This is a genomic window from Litchfieldia salsa (assembly GCF_900104555.1).
Taxonomy (GTDB): domain Bacteria; phylum Bacillota; class Bacilli; order Bacillales; family Bacillaceae_L; genus Litchfieldia; species Litchfieldia salsa.
This window is the reverse complement of record NZ_FNJU01000004.1, coordinates 311,277-332,517: the sequence shown is the minus strand read 5'-3', so window position 1 is coordinate 332,517 and position 21,241 is coordinate 311,277. Positions and strand designations below refer to the sequence as shown.

The window sequence follows — 21,241 nt, the reverse complement described above, 5'->3', positions numbered from 1 at the left end:
GCACTACAAGGATGTTATCAACGTACATAAAAAAATGTCGGGAAATAAGCCTTTGTCTAGGAGGAAAGACCGTGGTAAAAAGTACAAATAATCATAGTAATTATATAAAGCCAGTTATTAGTAAAGGACTTATTAAGAAAATCGCTATAAGTACACTTGCTTTCACAAGTATACTAATCGGTTCTGCTGTTGCAGAAAATAAAATATCAACAGACTACCATGTATATATTAATGGTGAAAGAATGGGAACTGTTGATAATGAAAAAGTCATTAATGAAGTCATTGAAGAAAAAATATCTACTCTAGAAGAAACATATAAAGATAAAAATTATGAATTTATTGCTGATGATATATTATTTATACCCGAACATGTTTTTCATTCAAACGTAAATAATGAAAAAACTGCAGAAAATGTTCAATCAAATCTTAAAATTGTTGCAAAAGCAGCTGCTATAGTAGTGAACGATCAACCAGTTGCTCATTTAAAAAGTGAAGAAGATGCAAATCAAGCACTTAAACAATATAAGTTAAACTATGTAAGTGAAGCAGAGCTTAACGAATTAGAAGCAAGAGAAAAAGTAGATTCAGAATTACCAAAACTTGAAGTAGGACATTCTCGTATATTAGACGTTGAAGTGGCAGAAAAGGTTTCACTTTTAAACGAAAATATTGATCCTACAAAAATTCTTTCGATTGAAGATACAGTAAACCTGTTAAAAAAGGGTACGTTAGAAGAAAAAAAATATAAGGTTCAATCTGGAGATGTTCTTGGTTCAATTGCAATGGATCATGAATTAACGACACGAGAGTTATTGGACTTAAACCCAGGAATCACAGAGGATACTATTCTACAAATTGGTCAAGAAATTAATGTAACAGCCTATCGTTCATTATTAACAGTGAATGTGTCAACTGAACAAGCTGAGGCTGTTAAAATAGAGTATGAAATTGAAGTAATAGAAGATTCTTCCATGTTCAAAGGCGACCAAAAGGTAAAACAAGAAGGTCGTGAAGGAGCAAAAGTCGTATCATCTATCGTTTCAAAAAGTAATGGTGCTACGATCGAAAAGAAGATTACAAGTGAAACGATTACAACTGAACCTGTTAAAAAGATTGTGTTAAAAGGAACTAAGGTCATTCCTTCCAGAGGGACTGGTCAGCTTGCATGGCCAGCTGTAGGCGGATATATTTCTAGCCATGTTGGTTATAGATGGGGACAAATGCATAAAGGAATTGATATTGCTCGTCCTAGTGATCGCACAATTAAAGCTGCTGACAATGGAACAGTTGTTTCTGCTGGATATGATGGTGGTTATGGAAATAAAATAGTAATCAACCATAATAATGGGATGCAAACAGTATATGCTCATTTAGATTCAATTTCCGTAAGTGTTGGACAAACCGTCCAACAAGGGCAAAAGATTGGTGTTATGGGAGCTACTGGACACTCAACCGGTGTACATTTACACTTTGAAGTATATCAAAATGGTAGTTTAAAAAATCCAATAGATTACTTAAATTAATAGAAAAACCTCTAGTTTAAAAGCTGGAGGTTTTTTTAATAGAATTAATGAACAGTGCATGTGTAACTAGAGCATAAAAAATGAAAAGTATATTACAAAGAGATATTTGGTAATCAGTAATAAGTGAATTAGTGTGTGCTTTTTGGTAAAGTAGAAGATAGATACTTATTACTTGTTATTGCTTACAATCTCATAATAAAAGGAGAACTGAGAGATGGATAAAGTAATTTTGGTCGTGGATGATGAAAAACCAATTGCAGACATACTACAATTTAATCTGCAAAAGGAAGGATATAAAGTAATATGTGCCTATGATGGACAAAAGGCAGTCGAAAAAGTTGAAGAATTCAAACCAGATCTTATTCTATTAGATATTATGCTACCCTATAAAGATGGAATGGAAGTATGTAGGGAAGTCAGAAAGAAATATGATATGCCAATTATTATGCTTACTGCGAAAGACTCTGAAATTGATAAGGTGCTTGGACTTGAGCTAGGAGCAGATGATTATGTAACAAAGCCATTTAGTACAAGAGAGCTATTAGCTCGCGTGAAGGCGAACCTTAGAAGGAGTAATCATAAGACCGAAGAAGAGGAAAATCAGTCGAATGAAATAGCAGTAGGTTCTCTTATTATCCACCCTGATGCATATGTGGTCTCAAAAAGGGGAGAGATGATTGAGCTTACCCATCGTGAATTTGAGCTTCTACATTATTTATCAAAACACCTCGGTCAAGTTATGACAAGAGAACATTTACTCCAAACGGTTTGGGGTTATGATTATTTCGGAGATGTTAGAACAGTGGATGTTACAGTAAGGCGTTTGCGTGAGAAGATAGAGGACAGTCCAAGCCATCCAACATGGATTGTAACAAGAAGAGGTGTGGGCTATTATCTCCGAAATCCAGAACAGGAGTAAAAACATCAGATGAAAAAAATGAGGTTTTTTCGATCGATTCATTTTAAGTTTGCTCTAATATACGTATTGCTAATCCTTATTGCGATGCAAATCATTGGTGTATATTTCATAGGTAAACTAGAAACTCAACTAGTTGAGAATTATCAAGTCTCTTTAAATGAACGTGTTAACTTACTTGCATATAATCTCGAACAAGAGGTTAATAAGGTAAGAGATGAGGATTCACCATCGATTGAAAGTGACATTAGAGTGATATTAGAGGACTTTATCTCAGATGATATCAAGGAAGTACGATTTATTGATAACAAAAGTAAGGTTCTTGGGACATCGAGCCCTTACAATCAAAGTATCATAGGGCGGCGTATGAATGAACTGCTTGTAAAACGTACATTACTTGGTGTTGGAGATAAGAAAATCGTTCTAGATGGAAATCAAAGAATTTATGTTTCCTATACACCAGTTCGTTCAAATAATGAAGTGGTAGGTGCCATTTATTTAACGGCATGGATGGAGAATGTTTATGATGATATTAAAGAAATAAATGATATCTTTGTAACGGGCACTGCAATTGCTATGATCGTTACTGCATTACTTGGCATTCTTGTGGCCCAAACCATTACTAGACCTATTTCCGCCATGAAAAGACACGCGCTAGACTTAACAAAGGGGAATTTTTCAAAAAAGGTACAAGTATATGGGCATGATGAAATAGGACAACTTGCGATGACTTTTAATACGTTGACAAGAAAGTTGAAGGATGCACAATCAACAACTGAAGGAGAGCGAAGAAAGCTCACGTCAGTATTAACCCATATGACAGATGGTGTGATTGCAACTGATAAAAAAGGGAAAGTCATTTTAATTAATGACCCTGCAATCAACATGCTAAATGTTTCACGTGAAACAGCTTTTAATCAGCCTGTACTAACGTTACTAAACCTTGATAGTAAGTATTCTCTAGAGGATTTAACAAATGAGTTAGAATCAGTTGTACTAGACTTTAGTACGGAGACTAAACCGTATATTATAAAAATTAATTTTTCTACTATTCAAAGAGAGTCTGGAACAATCAATGGGATAATAGCGGTTTTATATGATATTACAGAGCAAGAAAGAATTGATCAAGAACGAAGAGAGTTTGTTGCAAATGTTTCCCATGAACTTCGTACGCCATTAACGACAATGAGAAGTTATTTAGAAGCATTGGCAGATGGTGCATGGACTGATAAAAATATTGCACCTCAATTTATTGATGTCACTCAAAATGAGACAGAGCGAATGATTAGATTAGTAAATGACTTATTACAGCTTTCAAAACTCGATAGTAAAGATTATCGTCTAACGAGGGATTGGATTGAATTCACATCATTTTTCAATAAGATTATTGACCGTTTTGAAATGACGAAAAATCAGGATGTTCATTTTACTAGACATCTTTTAAACACTCCAGTTTATATTGATATGGATGAGGATAAGATCACTCAAGTTATTGATAACATTATCTCAAATGCTCTAAAATACTCACCTGAAGGTGGAGAGATTATCTTTCATGTAGAGGTACATGATGATAAGTTGGAAGTCCAGGTTAAAGATGGTGGGGTCGGGATCCCTAAAGAAAATTTAGATAAAATATTTGACCGATTTTATAGAGTAGATAAAGCTAGGACTAGAAAATTAGGTGGTACAGGATTGGGATTAGCCATTGCTAAAGAAATGATTGAAGCACATGGTGGAGAAATATGGGCGAAAAGCGAGGAAGGAATAGGAACAACCATCTATTTCACCTTACCTATTGATCAAGAGATAGAGGATGATTGGTCATGAGTTATGAGTCAATAAAATCATTAGTTCTGACGATTGCAGTTTTGGCAAGTATCTTGTTAACTTGGGGATTATGGACGTACCATCCCGAGTATGAAACAATCGAAAATGCCAATATTGTGGACAATGTCCCTATTAGCAATACTAAGGATCTAGCAAGTTTAATAAAACCTACCAAAATTTTGTTTCATACGAATGGCAAGCATTATGGTACGATAGACGAAACCGAGATTAATACAATTCTAAAAGAAGTGAAGAAATGGGAGATCTCAGATTTCAATAATATTTCATCTACCTTATCAACCAATGACTTTTCAGCTTTTCTACAAAAGTCTGGTCATGTCGAAATACAATTTATCGATGAGATCCCGTTAAGTATTTACCGGGCAATATTTAATGTTAGTGAACAAGAGTTACCAACGATGACGTTTGATCGGGTCATTATAAATTTGAATGAAACGGATGAATATGGGAGTTTATACTTTGTTTCGGTTGAAGAACAGATGGTTTATGAAGCAAAGGCATATACTGATTCTATTGAAGGGTTAGAAGAAATATACGCTCAATCTAATGAATATCCAGAGTATTTCACATATAGTGTATCTGAAACGAAATCAATCTTTCTTCCGGTTAATTCGACATCAATGAATAGTGTTCAATATTATACGGATTATTTAGATGCTGAAAGGTTTAAAGATGCACTTTTTATTGACCCTAGTATTGTAAAAAAACATATTCTAACATATGGTGAAGAATATACTGATGGATCGAGGTTACTGAGGGTCAGTACAAAGAAAGACTCTTTTCAATATATTAACCTAGTGAATAGTACGACAACAGATACGATGGGCAAAGCAGACTTAATAACAAGTAGTATTGAGTTTATTAATGAACATGGCGGTTGGACAGATAAATATCGTTACTTTATGACAAACAAATTTGAACAACGCACCGTCTTTCAACTTTATATAAATAATTACCCAGTATTCAATAAGAGTGGCTTGACTGAAATACATCAAATATGGAATCAAAATGAGGTATCGAAATATCAACGGCCCCTATTAGTTTTAGAGATACCCATTCCATCAACAAAGGTAGAACTTCCTTCTGGTGAAAGAGTAATTCAAGAAATAACTTCTCAAGAAGGATTCGAACCAGCATTATTAGATGAGGTTATCCTTGGATATGAACTTGTGGAAAATCAAGAGAAGACCAATGTAGCTACACTTGAGCCTATATGGAGCTACCATTATGATGGCAGATGGAGAAAGTTAGAATTACTTCAAGGTACAGGAGGGAATAAAGGTGGATTGGAGTAAAACCAAAACAATTTTTATCATCACATTCCTGATCCTTGATTTATTTTTAGCCTTACAATTTATAGAAAAACGAAATCGAAGTGAGTTAGATGTTCTTTCAGAGGCTAGTATTGAGGAACAGTTAGAGACAGAAGAAATCACGTATGATGAACTTCCAAAGCAGCCAAAGGAAGGGACTTATATCAGTGGAAAACCAAAGTTCTTTTCCTCTGAGGATGTATTGAAAATGAAGGGACAAGAAGTTAATATTGATAGTCCAGCTATTCTTCAGTCTAAACTTAATGAGCCGATTAAATTAACAGGTTCAAATGTTACAGCAAAGCTTCAACAGTTTCTAAAAGACTATGTCCTTAATGGAGACTCTTATACTTTATGGGAAGTTGATCAGGAAACGGGCAGTATTATCTTCTTTCAGCAATATCAAAATAAAGTTTTCTATAATGAAACTAGTAATATTAGTGGATTATTGATTGCTTATGTAAATGATAAAAACGAGATTATTTCTTATAGACAGACGATGTTAATGGACTTTGAGGAATATGATAAGAAAGAAATTCTGCCTGCAATCAAGGCTCTAGAAAATTTATTTAAAAATGGTCATCTGAAATCAGGTAGTGAAGTAACAAACATTAAATTAGGTTATTATCCTCTTGTTCAATTATCTGAATCTCAGATTTTAGCTCCAACTTGGCATATTGTTGTAGATGATAAGATTGATTATTACGTGAATGCTTTTGAAGGTCAAATTTTAGAAATAATGGAGTGATTGTATATGAGTTTGCATTTTAGTGTACTAGCAAGTGGAAGTACAGGAAATGCGTTCTATGTGGGAACGGACAAGCACTCCCTATTAGTGGATGCAGGTTTAAGTGGAAAACAAATGGAATTATTATTTAAAGGGATCGACCGAAGTGTTCGAGATTTATCAGGCATTTTGGTTACCCATGAACATAGTGATCATATCAAGGGCCTAGGTGTTCTTGCTAGAAAATATAAATTACCAGTCTATGCAAATGAAAAAACGTGGAAAGCAATGGAGCACAACATTGGTGAAATCCCACTTGAGCAAAAATTTGTATTTGGAATGAATACAGTTCAATCATTTGGCAGTCTTGATGTTGAGTCATTTGGTGTTTCTCATGATGCTGCTGAACCAATGTTTTATGTCTTTCATCATGAAGGTAAAAAGATTGTCCTTATAACAGATACTGGTTATGTGAGTGATCGGATGAAAGGGACAATAAAAAATGCAGATGTATATGTGTTTGAAAGTAACCATGATGTAGAAATGTTGCGAATGGGTCATTATCCTTGGAGTATTAAACGTCGAATCTTAAGTGATGTTGGTCATGTTTCAAATGAAGATGCTGCATTAGCAATGACAGAGGTCATTGGGGATCAAACAAAGCGAATCTATTTAGCTCATCTAAGTACAGATAATAATATGAAGGACTTAGCTAAAATGGCTGTAGCCCAAACAATTGAAAGCAAAGGATATGTGATTGGAGAACAATTTGATCTCTATGATACAGATCAAAAGTCGCCTACTAAACTGGCTTATGTTTAGAATTGTCTTAAAGAGGATATCCATTAAGTGTCTGGAAATACACCAATTGTCAATGGTGCCAGGCACTTTTTATATTGTGCTAGCTTCTTTATTGAATTTTTAGTACGTCATTATTATAATCATTGATAGGAACATAACTTAAGTAAATCATTCGTTATTATTGAAAGGAATGTTGTACGATGGGGTATTATGATCAAGATTATGAGCATCTTAGAGAAAAGAAAAAAAGTAATAAATCAGGCTGGGTCATTTCAGCATTTGTTGGTGCAGTTCTAGGTGCCTTACTCATTATGGTTTCTATACCAGCTCTTATGAAGTGGAACATCCTTCCTTATGATATGCCAGCGGCTACAGAGGAAAACGGTTTAGATAATGTCAATGACTCACAGGACAATGTTCCAACTAACGAAAAAAATATTGTGGTTAATGTATCTTCAGAAATAACGAAGGCTGTTGATAAAGTAAGTGAAGCAGTTGTTGGTATTGTGAATTTACAGGAATCAAATTTTTGGACAACAGAATCTTCTCAGGAAGCTGGAACAGGCTCTGGTGTCGTATATAAAAAGGCAGATGGGAAGGCATATGTTGTGACTAACCATCATGTTATTGAAGGTGCGTCAGATATAGAGGTTAGTTTAAGTGATGGTTCAAGGGTAAAAGCAAAACTACTTGGTAGTGATGTATGGACTGATTTAGCTGTACTTGAAATTGATGGCAGTCATGTAAATAAGGTTGCCCAATTTGGGAATTCAGATCAAATTAAATTAGGAGAACCAGTTATTGCAATTGGAAATCCATTAGGATTACAGTTCTCAGGGTCTGTCACACAAGGAATTATTTCAGGCTTAAATCGATCAATACCAATTGATATTAATCAAGATGGGGTTCCTGATTGGCATGCAGATGTTATGCAGACAGATGCGGCAATTAACCCTGGAAATAGTGGTGGAGCCTTAGTCAATATAAACGGTGAAGTGATTGGAATTAACTCAATGAAGATTGCTCAAAGTGCGGTTGAAGGAATTGGATTGTCGATTCCTATTACAATTGCAAAACCAATTATTGAGGACTTAGAAGCTTATCATGAGGTACGAAGACCAGTACTAGGTGTTGGAAATCTTAAAGCTTTAAGTGAAATATCAAGCTATCACCGCCAAGAAACATTGCATTTAACAGAAGATATCACTGACGGTGTAGCCATTCTGGAAGTGATTCCCAATACACCAGCAGCTCAAGCAGGTTTGAAGGAGTTGGATGTAATTGTTGAATTTGATGGGGAAAAGATTGATTCAGTTATTAAGCTAAGACAACATTTATATAACAAAAAATCGATTGGTGATACGATGGAAGTTACGTTCTATCGAAATGGTGAAAAGCAAACAGTGACAGTAAGACTGGCTGAAGAGTCATTATAACAGTGGACTGGTTTAGTATTTGGGAGAGCATAATTTGCTCTCTTTTTTTTAGGCAAGATAAGGATTATAAAATTTCCAACTTAGTTTTAGTGTCTAGCTCCAGCGCCTAGCCCCTCGGGGTCATAAGTCAAATCACTCCAGAAATCAAGATTTCCTGCGTGATTCGCCTTATGCCTGTCGGGGCTGAGCAAGGCGCTTACGCTTTTCTAGTTATACACATGTTGATATTCATTGTAGGAATGATAGAATGAATGAGGTAGATTAGGCATGGAGATAAATATAGATAGATAAAAGGTAAAGGATGTTGATTATGATTAAATGTTGTGAAGAACATATAGAGCTTGCATTAGATATGTATGTGGATACACATGAGCTTCCCCCCGACATGAAACGACTTTTAGAGGAAGAAAAGTTATTCACAACCTGTGAATTTTGTCAAAATCAAGCGACATATGTTGTAGGGAACTAGTATTCGCATACAAGATGTGGATGAAAAATGTGGATATGTGGATAACTTTTGTGGATAACTTGTTTGTAAGGTGGGGATACCTGTGAATATTACAATATTCAGTATAGGAAAACTAAAGGAAAAATATTTAAAGCAAGGCATTGATGAATATTTAAAACGGCTAACAGCTTATGCAAAAATAGAAATCATTGAACTACCAGACGAAAAGGCACCTGAAACATTAAGTGATATCGAAATGGAACAAATCAAACAAAAAGAAGGCGAACGGATTCTTAGTAAGATTTCAGATGATACTCATGTCATTGCATTAGCGATTGAAGGTAAAATGAAATCTTCAGAACAACTAGCTGACGATCTAGATAAGCTAGCTACATATGGGAAGAGTAAAATCGCATTTGTGATAGGTGGGTCATTAGGATTAAGCTCAGACGTAATGAAGCGATCAAATGATACACTATCATTTTCAAAAATGACGTTTCCACATCAACTGATGAGATTGATATTGGTTGAGCAGATTTACCGGGCATTTCGAATTAATCGGGGGGAACCGTACCATAAGTAAGCACATGGTTATGGTTTTTTAAAGAAGTATCAAAGAACAATTCAATATCCTTGATACTTCTTCCTTGTATGTTGGAGGATGGATTTATATATATTTTGTTAATAATGGAATGAAGAAAATGTTTTTGTTTCTCAGGAGATACTTTTGGCAATACCTTTGAGAATGCTTTAAGGGAATGATATATCTTGTCATATGATAATTCTTTGATAGTAGGTTGTTCTAGTTGTTGTTTTATCTCGTTTAGTCGAGCCTGCAATACTTTTCTTTCTTCTGCAAGTGAGTCAATTTTACTCTGCATAATATCTGCGGAAATTCTATCATTGTCGAAAAGACTAAAATACTTATTTAAGTTCTTCTGATTTAATGTTAATTGTTCCTCAGTATAAGTTAATTGTTTACGGAGCGGTTCTTTATGTGTACCAATTTTAGCATTTACTCCATCTACAATACTTTTTAGTATGCTTGGATTAGATGTTACTTCCTCTAATCTCTTAAAAACATATTCCTCAGCATAATCTGCTCTTACAGAATTTGAGCGACAAATAGCAGAACCTTTAGAATGGAAATTGCCACATTGATAGTAACGGATATACTCGTTACTATTTTTTGATTTTTTGTTATGGTGTCCTATCATACCATGCCCACAATCTGGACACCTAAGCAATGTTGTTAAAGGGAAATGCCCTGTAAATGTTTTTGTAGGTTTATATGATTTCTGTTTAAGAATTGCTTGAGCCTTATCCCATACACCTATATCAATTATAGGCTCATGATTACCTTTTACTATTATTGGATTTTTGTTAGTTCCTTTTCTTCGTTTATCGCTCCAATCAGTAACTTGGTTAAATCTAATAAAACCAGCATAAGCGGGATTGGTTATGATTGTTCTTACGGAAGTAATTGAGAATGCCTTATTCCTTTTTGTTTTATACCCTTCATGATTAAGTTTGCTAGCAATAGCCTTATATCCTTTACCATCTACATACATACTAAAAATTCGTCTTACAATTTCTGCTTCACTTTTTACAATGACAAGTTCTTTGTTTACAGATTTGTAACCAAGCATACTACCACCATTAAATTTACCTTCTTTTGCTCTTTGGGTCATACCCATCTTTACATTTTCTACAATTTGATTACCCTCTAATTCTGCAAAAGTACCAAATATTTGTAGCATAGCCATACCCATTGGAGTAGAGGTATCAAATGCTTCACTAACACTATAAAATTTAACATCGTGTTGCTCTAGATGGTCGATAATATTAAGAAAATCTTTCTGCTTTCTGGATAATCTAGAGTATTTCCACACCAGAACCAAATTGAACTTTTTATTAGTACAGTCATTTAATAATTGGTTCAGAGCGGGTCTATTCATTGATTTCCCGCTTATTCCTTCATCTTTATACTTTTCTACAATCTCAAAATTGTTTCTATGACAATATTCAGTTAATGCCTTTATTTGCCCCTCAATAGAGTAACCTTCATCCGCTTGTTCTTCCGTTGATACTCTTACATATAAAGCAACTTTCATTTTGTTATTCCTCCCAATCAAAAATTTCATCTTTACTTGGATTAAACTCTTTTATTAAAGAAATAAGATGTTCCTTTTCTTCTTTTGTAATATCAAAAAAATCATATTGAAAAAGTGAACAAAAGAAGTCAAAGGTTTCTTTACTTTTAGTAAGTGCATTGATGTTGGTTAAAACTTTTCTTGCTCTTGTAATATCTCTTTCAATAAAAGAGTTTAGAGCAATGTGTAAATTATAGTTCTGTCTTTTCAGTTTTGGAATATCGTCATCCTCATATAGAAAAGGGTAAAGTTGCATTACCTCATTTTCATCCAATTCTTTTTTGTCCAAAACATTTAATTGATTTTCATGTTTTTCTATATCATTCTTTAGTTCTGCTTGCTCCCTTTCAGGTGAGATAATACTAAAGTTATCTAAGAAATTATCAATTTTATCCTCAGGGAATTTCAATTCCTTTAGTAACATATAGCATGTTTCGTAATCAGGGTTCTTTATTAAACCTCTTTCTAGCTGTGAAACATACGTTACAGCTCGTCCAACCTCTAGGGCGAGTTCCTTTGATGGATACTTAACTTTTTGTCGTATGTTCTTTAGTTCTTTCCCAAACTCAATACCGTTCATTTATCCGTACCTCCTTTAATTATATTTATATGGTAGCATAAAAATATATTAAGTAGCAAGAGTGTTTTGTTAAATGCTACTTATGTATTGAAATTATGCTACTAATCTTGTATTATTAATTTTGTGGTAGAAAAGAAGGTTTAGAAGGAGGTGTTAAAGATGGATAAGCATAGCAATGAAAATAAGGTAGCTGTTTTTATTGATAGTCTTTCTTCAATATTATTCGATACATTAACGAATGAAGAGATAGAAGTAGATAATCTAATAGATTATTGGGGAGGAGAATTTCCACATGGTTTTAGACCGTGGGAAGAAGAAGATGTGTGTTAAGAGTACATTGTAGAGGACACTTCCTTGATATTAATACAAGGATATTAGTCTAAAAATAAATTGTTTTATCAAAGGATTAAACGTGAAAACTTTATCAAGATTGGAGGTGAGATTATGCTACAGGACGTAACTATTGATACGATATATCTTGTTACAGGTATAACTAGTAGGGAATTTAACAATAACGTAAAAGACATGTTTAACATGAAAAGGCAATTTAACTACAATGAGTATAAAACAACTCATACAATGAACAATGATACTGTTCCGTATGCGATTAAATATAATCCTATAGACCAATATCATAGACCAAACATAAACAAAATCATGAGGTCAAACTGGAATATCAAGATTGAACTTCAACATGAAACTCTAAAGAATATGCCGACAAACATAAAATTACTGCTTCAACGATATGATTGGTTTATTAATCAAGTCGAAATAGCTTATGATTTCAATACTCCCATTAGTAATCATTACTCTCATATATCTAATGGAACGAAAGTGAAGTATAAACATGAAACGAAAGACGGAAACGTGATTGATTATGGACAGAATTACTATATCTATGCAAACACTAGCCCACAGCAGGCTTTAATATATGACAAGAAAAAACAACTTCAACAGAAGTATGGAAACGAAATCACTGATAATTATAGACTTAGATATGAGGTTACTATCAATCCTAAATTAAATGAGCAAATACCAATACATCATTTGCAATTTGATTGGATTGATAAGTATTTGGATAAGTTCTCTTTTATTCCAAATATGAAAGAGTTATCTGTTCCATCTAAGTATATAAGTGAAATGCAAAAGGTAATGAGACGTAAAGCGAAAAGTCAAAGAGGTATTAAATTCAGAAATGATATAAAGCAAATCGTTGATATACATGGTTTTGATTTTGTTTCTACATTTCATAACAACATAGATACACTATTTGATTGGATACCTCGACAAAATGTAAATATGGAAGCCAACTAATTCAAGCACTCAATTCGAGTGCTTTTTTTGTAATATATCCAGATACACCTGTTATAATCTGCGAAACGAACCACTTTATGATGAGGTTAATTCATATATTATCAGCATTCACTCGAAAATATAGACAAAATAAAGGAAATAGGCAAGATCCATATAATTAAAGGAAAAACCTCAATGATGGCGAAAGTGTAAGTAAACATTGGCTCGATAAACTAAAGGAGGTTTTGAATAGTGGTAAGAGATACAAAGAATAAACAACCAATAAATAAGCGTTATGATAAAGAATTGCTCGAGGACTTATGTATTGCATTGAGGAACGTTGGGGTGTTTGACTATGACCTAATATATAAAGATACATATGAACTTGAACATATTGAAGAAGTGAAGAAAATACACAATGAACTTATGTTGAGAAATATAGATTTATCTCCTAGAATTAAAAAGCTATCTGATGAAACAAAATGGAGGATGGAGGAGTTATTGTCTGAATGCTTACAATATCCAGAGGTACTTCCTCTTGTCAAAGATGAAGATGGAATAAGAAGGAGACTCCGTTGTTCCTTATGTAATAAAGGTGAATATCGAGTAGATGACCAAAAGTTTTTGGTTTGTAAGCAATGTCTTACGGAAATTAAGAATGCAATATTATCAAAGAAACCAATTGAGAACGTACTTCTTTTTAAGACATACAATACAGAGGTTTGGTGTGAACATTCTGACTGTGACACTTTGTTAGCGATGTTAATGGATAAAGAGTATTCTGAGGTATGGTCAGAAGCATTCTGTATTCAATGTATTGAAGAAGAGTTAATTAAATGAATAAGATTAAAAAATGTCTTCCACAAATTTGTGGAAGTTTTTGTTTATGTGTATCAAAAACGAATGTTTATGACACTATCCTTAAATCTCACAGAAAACATAAGAATATAGTTGAAATCCAGTATCAAAAACCGTTCCAAAAACAATGTTTCTTTATTTACTCGAATTACCCTTTTTGATACAATATAAGTAACAAATAATACTGGATGGTGATACATAATGAAAATTGGTTATGCAAGAGTAAGCACACAAGACCAATCTTTAGACGTTCAATTAGACGCTTTAGAGAAAGCTGGATGTGAAAAGATTTATCAAGAGAAAATGAGTGGAATGAAAGATGATAGACCACAATTACATGATTTACTGAAGTATGCCAGAGAAGGTGATGTACTTGTGGTGTACAAGTTAGACCGTTTAGGAAGGTCTACAAAAAGGTTGATAGAACTTTCAGATGAACTTCAAGAAAGAGGAGTAGAATTAGTAAGTATTAGAGATAGTATAGACACCACCACAGCGGTTGGTAAAGCCATGTTTAGAATGTTAGCTGTATTATCTGAAATGGAACGAGATTTAATCTCAGAACGTACGAGAGCGGGTCTAGAGAGTGCTAGAGCAAGAGGGAGAAGTGGTGGCAGACCTAAGAAGGACAAAAAGGAAATTGAAAAAGCTTTGAAGCTATATGATACAGAACAATACACAGTAAAGGAAATAGAGGAAATGACAAGCGTATCAAAAGCTACGTTGTATAGGGAGATTAGAAAGAGGAAAGGTAAAGAAAAAATTGTTTAGGCACTTACTAACTATAGTGAGTGTCTTTTTTGGGTGGGGGATATTTTACAGGATAATAACGAATGTAAGTTTTTGTTAGGTTACTAATACATCCTTCACTACAGTCTGTGTTAATAATAGACGAAACGAACTATATAGAAGGTAGTTGGTTATTAATGTTAAAATTAAAATGAAACTCTGGAAATATGAATAGAAGCAGGTAATGTCCAAAGGAGGAATAAACATTAAATGCTCGAGTCTAATAAAAAGATAACTTATACAAGTGAAGAACTTATTAAAGTTTTAAAGCATCTTAATATAATGGTGGTATCTTTTGATAAAATTGGTTCTTATTATGGCTCTAAGATGAATGGTAATAACGATGAAGAAATCTTAAAAGAATGCGATTGTGAAACAATTAGATTTATGAACGATTGGAAAATACCTCAAAGATTATCTGAAATAAGAGCAATTTTATCTGATAAGTTTGATAGAACTCTTGGAGATGATGATATGGATGATTTAGAAAGAGCAATGGAAGGTTTGAAATATTGGTCTAAGCCGAATGATAAACCATAACCAATTTGATAAGTGAACAAGTAGGACTTAATCAAAGAAATCGTAATTTCAAAAAGATGAAAAAAATATACCCCCACATGATTGTGGGGGAAATGCTAAATAGATATAAATACTTTGTGTTCAAAATTAACCATGTTATTAGGTTGTATTCGGTGAACCGTACCATAAATAGAGGTAAAGCAGAGAGTTGAAGTAGCTTTGAATTAAGATATATTGGAAAAGTCAATTTAAGTTACATTGAAGGAGACCGTTAATACATTGTATAGACGGCCTCCTTTTGTTTTCTTAAACGTGCAGTGGTGAAAAATATGGTTACACTTTTACCCTTCAAATTTGGGCAATCTAGGCTTCAAAGCTTTGACTATCTTTTAATTTGGTGGTCCTAATTCAAATGAATAATTAGTACGAAATACCTAGTATTAACTCGAAAAAACTGATAATATAGTATCAATGAATAAGAGTCGGTAATAGGGCTGTAGGAGTTTGTTTTAATAAAATTACTATTTTTATGTTTACACGATATTGAATAAGGATAACAACAATCGCTTTTGAAAAAACAGATTAGGATCTTTATAATGACTAAGAAAAAATACACTTAATAGTTAGCTAAGGTGCAAATGGCCATGCCATGTCATAATAGTCTGCTAGGAAAGGTGGAGGGATCTTATCATCGTATGGTACTTTTTATTCATATTAATTGTGATCACACTTGCAATAATTTTAAGCATCTCTCTTTATAAAATAAATCAAAAAAGAAAAGATAAGAGGCAATCTAAGCTGACGAATGGCTGGAGAGAATATTTTGATTCAATTCTTACTGATGAAAACTCAGAAAATCTTAAGATGCTGCAGAAGTACTATAAGAAACTTCATTCGATTGAGGAACTGATGGCGTTTTTCGCTGCTTCATTAGAATATAATCATTCAGTTCAAATCAAAGCGAGGGGGAAATTTCGACAGTTCATTCGTGAAAATAAGAGCTTATGGGTGAGTTTAGGACATGTATATGGGAAGAAAAAGCCGATCGAAAAGGCTTACTATGCATTTATATGTGAAAAATTATGTATAAATAATCCTGGAGAATATGATGAGATGACTAAAATTATGTTGGAGTATGCTCTAGAGCCTTCCATCTATTGTCGTGAAAATGCGCTAAAAGCTCTCTATGCCTTTGGAAATATTGATGCAGTTGTAGAAGTAATTATAAAACTTTCCAGAAACAATAACATACATCACCGAAAATTAGTAACCGATGGTTTACTTGAGTTTAAGGGAGATCACACTGCATTAGCCGAATCCCTTTATGATCACTTTGATAAATTTAACCCTGAATACCAAGTTGCAATTATAGATTTTTTTCGGTTTTCAGGGGAACAATTAAAAAATAAATTAATCAAACTATTAAAACAGGAAGATACGGATAAAGACATAGTTTGTGCTATCCTCCGATATTACCAGAAGTATCCTGTACTAGAATATAAAGATACAATCCTTTCTTATTTAAAATTACCTAATAATGAGGACTGGGAATGCGTCTCAACAGCTGCTTTAGTCTTAGTTAAATATCCTGGTGAAGATACAATTGATGCATTAAAATCTGTCCTATCATCAAAATATTGGTATGTAAGGTTAAATGCTGCACGTTCAATTGCGGAGTTAGGTGTAGAAGAGGATGAGCTTTTGGATATATTGCAAGGCCAAGATTTTTATGCAAAGGAACAATTAATCTATCATATTACAAATAGAAAAGAGAAAAGGTTACAAAATGGATAATATTGATTTGTTTTTATACGTTACAGGGATCTTTTTCGCATTTTATATGTTTGGCTATGCTACTTATATTACGCTTGGGGGAACTATCTCTATTTGGAGTCTTCGTAAAAATAGACTAAAGGAAAGAATGGAAAATGAATTGGATCATGACTTCTTTTTTCCAATTTCTATTCTAGTACCAGCTTATAATGAATCAAAAACCATATTAACAACAGTTAATCATCTGTTAGAAATGCATTATAAGCTATTTGAAGTTGTGATTATTGATGATGGTTCAACTGATACAACAGCACAGCTCATCATTGAAAATTACAATTTGAAAAAAGATCACAAACCCATTCGTATTCAAGTACCATCAAAAGAAATTCTCGAAGTCTATAGCGGGGAGTTTAACAGTATACCTATTGTTTTAGTAAGAAAGAAAAATGGTGGCAATAAAGCAGATGCGGTTAATGCAGGAATAAATATTTCCAGGTATCCTTATTTTGTCAGTATGGATGCCGATGAAGTTTTACAAGCTGATGCTTTAAAGTATTCTACAAGACTTTTTCTCGAAGATGATAATGTCATCGCTGTAGGTGGTCAAATTCGCATTGCAAACGGAATTGAATTTGAAAAAGCTATGCCAGTTGACACCAGGTTGAAAAAAAATCCTATCGTCAGTATCCAAACACTTGAATATATTCGATCATTTATTACATCTCGTATTTTTCATGATACTTTTAATGCTAACTTAAATATATCCGGTGGATTTGGTTTATTTAAAAAGGATACTGTTATTGCTGTTGGAGGATATGATCCGAACAGCGTAGGTGAAGATATGGATCTTGTATTGAGATTGCATGTACATCATCGCACGCATCAAATTCCATACTCCATAAAATATACACCTGATGCAGTTTGTTGGACGCAGGCTCCTTTTACATTGAGAGACTTGGGAAAACAAAGAGCAAGGTGGCATCGAGGTTTAATTCAGTGTATGTTGAATTATCGAGTATTATTTTTAAATCCTAAATTCAAAGCTATTAGTCTATTTTCCTATACTTATTATTTTTTATATGAATTAATGGCTCCTTTTGCTGAATTATTGGGGATTATCGTAATATGTGTCGCTCTTATGGCAGGCAAGCTAAATATTTCCTTTGCCATTTTGATAGCTTTACTCTATTTGTGTTTTTGCGTCCTGCAAACCATTCTAATATATATGAGCAAGTCCATACAAAGAGGAGAAAAGATTTATATGGGAGATGTTGCATGGACTATTTTTATGGCCTTTGCGGAGGTACTTCTATTTAGACCTGTATTATTCTTTATAAGAATATATGCTACTTTATCCTATACGAGGAAGCTTCACAGCTGGAGTTCAATTGAAAGAGAAAACCTAGAGGCGAGTTAGCATGAAATCAAAAATGAAAATCTTAATGATTATCCTATTTTGTTCAATTGTAATGTTCTCTACTGTCGGAATTAATCAACGTAATAAGAAAACAAGTACTTTATTCTCATGGTCCATAGAAAATAAGGCAGAAAAGTTGATAGAAAATGATCAGAAACCATTAAATATCAATCGAGTATTTCAGTATATCTATCCAAATGAATTTGTCGATGGAACCCTTACAACATATGTACGTAATCTGAATAAACAGGATTTGTCGGTATACGCAATGGATGGCGGATATTATTGGGGAACGACAGATTATGGTTATGAAGAGCTAACAAACTTCGTTGATCAAGTAGCAGAGTTCAATTCTATACATGAGAATGAGATGGCAATAGAAGGAATTGTATTCGATGTAGAACCAGCGCAAGATGAAAACTGGAAAGATAATGAAAATGAGTTAATGAAACATTATGTAGACAATATGATAAAAGCTTATGAATACGCATCTAATAAGGGCCTAGTTGTAGTGATTTGTATCACTTATTGGTATGATGAGAAACATTTATCCGAATTAAGAAGACTTATAAAAAATAGCTGTGATGAAGTAGCTGTGATGAATTATTATCGTGGGAAAGAAATTGATCATATAAAAACAGAAGTAGCAATTGCAAAAGAATATAACAAACCGATAATGAATATTTTTGAATTTGATAAACCAGATAATAAAGCAATATTTGACCAAAATACTTACTATGATCAAGGACCTGATGCGGCACAGCTCGTTTTTGAAGAAATAGATGCCTTTTTTAACTATGAAGGATTGACTGCGGGATGGCATCAACTGAAATGATATTCTATTGCCCACCCGGAATAATATATTAAAAAAAGATGAGACCCCTCTAAACTAGAGAAATCTCATCTTTTTTGTGTTAAGCAGAAACTAAAACTTCTTTTCTAGATTCTATGTTTCTATAAACGAGTGCAATCAGCATGGCTGGTAGTGTACAAACAATCATTCCGATAAATGCATATCTAGGCTCAATTTCGTATAAATAACCGCCTAGAATGGTGAGTATTGCCGTGCTCCAACTTAGTGCAAGGGCTGAATAAATGCCTTGGGCTTTAGGTACTTGCGCTTGTGGAATATTGTTTATTAAATATTTCATAAACGCATAATGGGCCATTGCAAACGAGAATGCATGCAAAACCTGTGCAATACAGAAAATAATCACACTAGGAAAGGTGAATACTAAAATCCAGCGTACAGATGATCCAATTGCTGCTAGTGTTAGTAATAAACCTACTGAAAAGTGAGCAAATCTCTTATCCGAATTGGAGAAAAAGATGATTTCTGCTATCACGGCGATGTTAAGGATGAGACCAATTAAGTATATTGGTGCATGGATATCTTGTAAAAAAATATAGCCATAATTATAGTAAGTTGCATGCGCTCCTTGCAGTAAAATGACAATCAAAAGGATCAAACTAAAATGTTTTATACGAAATAAATGAAAGAAGCCTACTTGTTGTATTTGATCTATTTGCGGCTTTTCTGTTAAAACACTAGGTGCATTCATAAAACTTAGATACACAAATCCTGTTATTCCAAGCAATAGTGCCCAAAAAATAACCTCATTTCCAAGAAACCCTGTAAAAACGGTCAAAATCATACCGATTGAAACAAATCCAATTGAACCCCATTGACGACTTTTGCCATAGTGTCTTAATTGTTTACTTTGCACCAGGACACTTGCAGCACTATCTAATGCAGGCATCAAAGTTGGATAAAAGATGTGCAAAACGATTGTTACGATTAGTAAACCAGTAAAGGATTTTACTGGAATATAACAAAGAATAGAAACCAATGTACCAATCCCCGCTACATTCAGAAGGAGTTTGCTACTCAATCTCCGTGACAAATAGGGAAAAGCAAATAATGTGGATAGGCCTCTTGCAAGTAAGCCGACGCTCATAATTAGGCTAGCCTGAGAGACTGAAATTCCTTTTGTATAAATCATCCACCCTGACCAATAAGGTAGAAAAATGCCCCATGTCATAAAAAAACTAAAAAAACGTTTACTCATCCAACGTTGTGAATTCATTATAGTATCCCCCTTATTGATTGCATGGTATCATGGAATGCAAGATGGATAATATGAGATATCTCATATTTTAGAGGTGGAATATGGAAATATATAAAGGTGAGAAAAAAAGGTTGTACCTGGAGAATCACTCAATCGCACACTTATTTTCCTTTCAAGTAGAAGCATTTATGGAAGTTCACGAATACAAGCGAGATGAATGGATTATTCAAGAGGGGATGAGACCGGATTTTTTATTTTATGTAGTGGAAGGTAAAGCCAAAACATATGTAACACATCAAAATGGGAAAGTGTCTCTTCTTAATTTTATCAATGCTAATTACTACATTGGAGAAATGGAATTAATAAATGATGTGTATTATACAAAGGGGATTCAAGCATCAACAAAGGTGATTTGTTTTGCGCTTCCGTTTCATCGATATCGTAAACAACTGCTAGAGGATGCTAAATTTCTAAGGGAATTAACCAAGTTTTTAAGTGTAAAAGCTACAGATATGGCAGCGAAGTATTCTCAAAGCCTGGCTTTCCCTCTTGAAAACAGGCTTGCAGATTTTATTCTACAAACTACTAATGAAGGAATCTATAAAGAGAAACACGTAACCGTTTGTGATTATTTAGGGGTATCCTATCGCCACTTATTACATGTACTTACGCAGTTTTGTGAAAAGGATTTCTTGCAAAAGGAAGGTCGGAACTACTATATTAAACAATACCAATCCTTGTATGAACTTGCTGAAGTATTGAAGAATAAATAACCTTT

The 21,241-nt window shown here is 33.7% G+C and carries 21 protein-coding genes; 18 read left to right on the top strand and 3 right to left on the bottom strand.

Annotated features, from left to right (window positions below):
• Window positions 1-71: 71 nt before the first annotated feature.
• The 9 genes from BLQ56_RS11215 (at window position 72) to rlmH (ending at window position 9,595) form a co-directional block, all read left to right on the top strand.
• Window positions 72-1,523, top strand: a complete 1,452-nt coding sequence (locus tag BLQ56_RS11215; RefSeq protein WP_238457248.1) for a M23 family metallopeptidase — start codon at window positions 72-74, stop codon at window positions 1,521-1,523.
• 214 nt (window positions 1,524-1,737) lie between these two features.
• Complete coding sequence (yycF, locus tag BLQ56_RS11210) at window positions 1,738-2,442, top strand: response regulator YycF (protein WP_090853846.1); 705 nt, start codon at window positions 1,738-1,740, stop codon at window positions 2,440-2,442.
• Between the two features lie 9 nt (window positions 2,443-2,451).
• Window positions 2,452-4,266 (top strand): cell wall metabolism sensor histidine kinase WalK, encoded by a 1,815-nt coding sequence (gene walK, locus BLQ56_RS11205; protein ID WP_090853842.1) that lies wholly within the window; start codon window positions 2,452-2,454, stop codon window positions 4,264-4,266.
• Window positions 4,263-5,582 (top strand): YycH family regulatory protein, encoded by a 1,320-nt coding sequence (locus tag BLQ56_RS11200; protein ID WP_090853839.1) that lies wholly within the window; start codon window positions 4,263-4,265, stop codon window positions 5,580-5,582. Before walK ends, BLQ56_RS11200 begins: the two co-directional genes overlap by 4 nt.
• Window positions 5,569-6,348, top strand: a complete 780-nt coding sequence (locus tag BLQ56_RS11195) for a two-component system regulatory protein YycI (protein WP_090853836.1) — start codon at window positions 5,569-5,571, stop codon at window positions 6,346-6,348. Before BLQ56_RS11200 ends, BLQ56_RS11195 begins: the two co-directional genes overlap by 14 nt.
• A gap of 6 nt (window positions 6,349-6,354) precedes the next feature.
• On the top strand, window positions 6,355-7,149 hold the full coding sequence (locus tag BLQ56_RS11190; RefSeq protein WP_090853833.1) for an MBL fold metallo-hydrolase: 795 nt from the start codon (window positions 6,355-6,357) through the stop codon (window positions 7,147-7,149).
• Window positions 7,150-7,328: 179 nt separating this feature from the next.
• Window positions 7,329-8,564, top strand: coding sequence for a S1C family serine protease (locus BLQ56_RS11185; protein WP_090853830.1), 1,236 nt, complete (start codon window positions 7,329-7,331; stop codon window positions 8,562-8,564).
• Between the two features lie 310 nt (window positions 8,565-8,874).
• Complete coding sequence (locus BLQ56_RS11180) at window positions 8,875-9,033, top strand: CxxH/CxxC protein (protein WP_090853827.1); 159 nt, start codon at window positions 8,875-8,877, stop codon at window positions 9,031-9,033.
• An 82-nt stretch (window positions 9,034-9,115) separates the two neighbouring features.
• On the top strand, window positions 9,116-9,595 hold the full coding sequence (rlmH, locus tag BLQ56_RS11175; RefSeq protein ID WP_090853824.1) for a 23S rRNA (pseudouridine(1915)-N(3))-methyltransferase RlmH: 480 nt from the start codon (window positions 9,116-9,118) through the stop codon (window positions 9,593-9,595).
• Here rlmH and BLQ56_RS11170 read toward each other — a convergent pair.
• Both BLQ56_RS11170 and BLQ56_RS11165 read right to left on the bottom strand, forming a co-directional pair.
• Complete coding sequence (locus BLQ56_RS11170; protein WP_238457247.1) at window positions 9,567-11,126, bottom strand: recombinase family protein; 1,560 nt, start codon at window positions 11,124-11,126, stop codon at window positions 9,567-9,569. The two genes, rlmH and BLQ56_RS11170, sit on opposite strands and share 29 nt — an antisense overlap.
• Window positions 11,127-11,130: 4 nt before the next feature.
• On the bottom strand, window positions 11,131-11,745 hold the full coding sequence (locus BLQ56_RS11165) for a helix-turn-helix domain-containing protein (RefSeq protein WP_090853819.1): 615 nt from the start codon (window positions 11,743-11,745) through the stop codon (window positions 11,131-11,133).
• Window positions 11,746-11,904: 159 nt separating this feature from the next.
• Between BLQ56_RS11165 and BLQ56_RS23510 the strand changes: the two genes are divergently transcribed.
• The 8 genes from BLQ56_RS23510 to BLQ56_RS11130 all read left to right on the top strand — a co-directional run bounded on the left by BLQ56_RS23510 (window position 11,905) and on the right by BLQ56_RS11130 (window position 19,229).
• Window positions 11,905-12,075: a hypothetical protein gene (locus BLQ56_RS23510; protein WP_175490269.1), complete on the top strand. Its 171-nt coding sequence runs from the start codon at window positions 11,905-11,907 to the stop codon at window positions 12,073-12,075.
• 114 nt (window positions 12,076-12,189) lie between these two features.
• Complete coding sequence (locus tag BLQ56_RS11160) at window positions 12,190-13,059, top strand: hypothetical protein (RefSeq protein WP_090853816.1); 870 nt, start codon at window positions 12,190-12,192, stop codon at window positions 13,057-13,059.
• Between the two features lie 231 nt (window positions 13,060-13,290).
• The gene (locus BLQ56_RS11155) at window positions 13,291-13,878 is read left to right on the top strand and encodes a hypothetical protein (protein ID WP_090853813.1); all 588 of its coding nucleotides are present in this window, start codon (window positions 13,291-13,293) and stop codon (window positions 13,876-13,878) included.
• A 219-nt stretch (window positions 13,879-14,097) separates the two neighbouring features.
• On the top strand, window positions 14,098-14,667 hold the full coding sequence (locus BLQ56_RS11150) for a recombinase family protein (protein WP_090853811.1): 570 nt from the start codon (window positions 14,098-14,100) through the stop codon (window positions 14,665-14,667).
• A 228-nt stretch (window positions 14,668-14,895) separates the two neighbouring features.
• Window positions 14,896-15,225 (top strand): hypothetical protein, encoded by a 330-nt coding sequence (locus tag BLQ56_RS11145; RefSeq protein ID WP_090853808.1) that lies wholly within the window; start codon window positions 14,896-14,898, stop codon window positions 15,223-15,225.
• 843 nt (window positions 15,226-16,068) lie between these two features.
• Window positions 16,069-16,998 (top strand): HEAT repeat domain-containing protein, encoded by a 930-nt coding sequence (locus BLQ56_RS11140; RefSeq protein ID WP_175490268.1) that lies wholly within the window; start codon window positions 16,069-16,071, stop codon window positions 16,996-16,998.
• Window positions 16,991-18,394: a glycosyltransferase family 2 protein gene (locus BLQ56_RS11135; RefSeq protein ID WP_090853803.1), complete on the top strand. Its 1,404-nt coding sequence runs from the start codon at window positions 16,991-16,993 to the stop codon at window positions 18,392-18,394. The genes BLQ56_RS11140 and BLQ56_RS11135 overlap by 8 nt, the downstream gene beginning before the upstream one ends.
• 1 nt (window position 18,395) lies before the next feature.
• Entirely contained in the window at window positions 18,396-19,229 is an 834-nt protein-coding gene (locus BLQ56_RS11130) for a hypothetical protein (protein ID WP_090853800.1), read from the top strand.
• Window positions 19,230-19,308: 79 nt separating this feature from the next.
• Here the strand turns inward: BLQ56_RS11130 and BLQ56_RS11125 are convergent, their stop codons facing one another.
• Window positions 19,309-20,481, bottom strand: coding sequence for an MFS transporter (locus BLQ56_RS11125; RefSeq protein ID WP_090853797.1), 1,173 nt, complete (start codon window positions 20,479-20,481; stop codon window positions 19,309-19,311).
• Window positions 20,482-20,564: 83 nt separating this feature from the next.
• On the opposite strand from BLQ56_RS11125, the gene yeiL reads away from it, so the two are divergent.
• Window positions 20,565-21,236, top strand: coding sequence for a transcriptional regulator YeiL (gene yeiL / locus BLQ56_RS11120; RefSeq protein ID WP_090853794.1), 672 nt, complete (start codon window positions 20,565-20,567; stop codon window positions 21,234-21,236).
• The last annotated feature ends 5 nt before the right edge of the window (window positions 21,237-21,241 follow it).

Bases quoted from the DNA above. Each gene is read 5' to 3' on its own strand.
- yycF (WP_090853846.1), top strand. From the start codon at position 1,738: ATGGATAAAGTAATTTTGGTCGTGGATGATGAAAAACCAATTGCAGAC.
- walK (WP_090853842.1), top strand. From the start codon at position 2,452: ATGAAAAAAATGAGGTTTTTTCGATCGATTCATTTTAAGTTTGCTCTA.
- BLQ56_RS11200 (WP_090853839.1), top strand. From the start codon at position 4,263: ATGAGTTATGAGTCAATAAAATCATTAGTTCTGACGATTGCAGTTTTG.
- BLQ56_RS11190 (WP_090853833.1), top strand. From the start codon at position 6,355: ATGAGTTTGCATTTTAGTGTACTAGCAAGTGGAAGTACAGGAAATGCG.
- BLQ56_RS11185 (WP_090853830.1), top strand. From the start codon at position 7,329: ATGGGGTATTATGATCAAGATTATGAGCATCTTAGAGAAAAGAAAAAA.
- BLQ56_RS11180 (WP_090853827.1), top strand. From the start codon at position 8,875: ATGATTAAATGTTGTGAAGAACATATAGAGCTTGCATTAGATATGTAT.
- BLQ56_RS11170 (WP_238457247.1), bottom strand. From the start codon at position 11,126: ATGAAAGTTGCTTTATATGTAAGAGTATCAACGGAAGAACAAGCGGAT.
- BLQ56_RS11165 (WP_090853819.1), bottom strand. From the start codon at position 11,745: ATGAACGGTATTGAGTTTGGGAAAGAACTAAAGAACATACGACAAAAA.
- BLQ56_RS23510 (WP_175490269.1), top strand. From the start codon at position 11,905: ATGGATAAGCATAGCAATGAAAATAAGGTAGCTGTTTTTATTGATAGT.
- BLQ56_RS11160 (WP_090853816.1), top strand. From the start codon at position 12,190: ATGCTACAGGACGTAACTATTGATACGATATATCTTGTTACAGGTATA.
- BLQ56_RS11150 (WP_090853811.1), top strand. From the start codon at position 14,098: ATGAAAATTGGTTATGCAAGAGTAAGCACACAAGACCAATCTTTAGAC.
- BLQ56_RS11145 (WP_090853808.1), top strand. From the start codon at position 14,896: ATGCTCGAGTCTAATAAAAAGATAACTTATACAAGTGAAGAACTTATT.
- BLQ56_RS11140 (WP_175490268.1), top strand. From the start codon at position 16,069: ATGCTGCAGAAGTACTATAAGAAACTTCATTCGATTGAGGAACTGATG.
- BLQ56_RS11135 (WP_090853803.1), top strand. From the start codon at position 16,991: ATGGATAATATTGATTTGTTTTTATACGTTACAGGGATCTTTTTCGCA.
- BLQ56_RS11130 (WP_090853800.1), top strand. From the start codon at position 18,396: ATGAAATCAAAAATGAAAATCTTAATGATTATCCTATTTTGTTCAATT.
- BLQ56_RS11125 (WP_090853797.1), bottom strand. From the start codon at position 20,481: ATGAATTCACAACGTTGGATGAGTAAACGTTTTTTTAGTTTTTTTATG.
- yeiL (WP_090853794.1), top strand. From the start codon at position 20,565: ATGGAAATATATAAAGGTGAGAAAAAAAGGTTGTACCTGGAGAATCAC.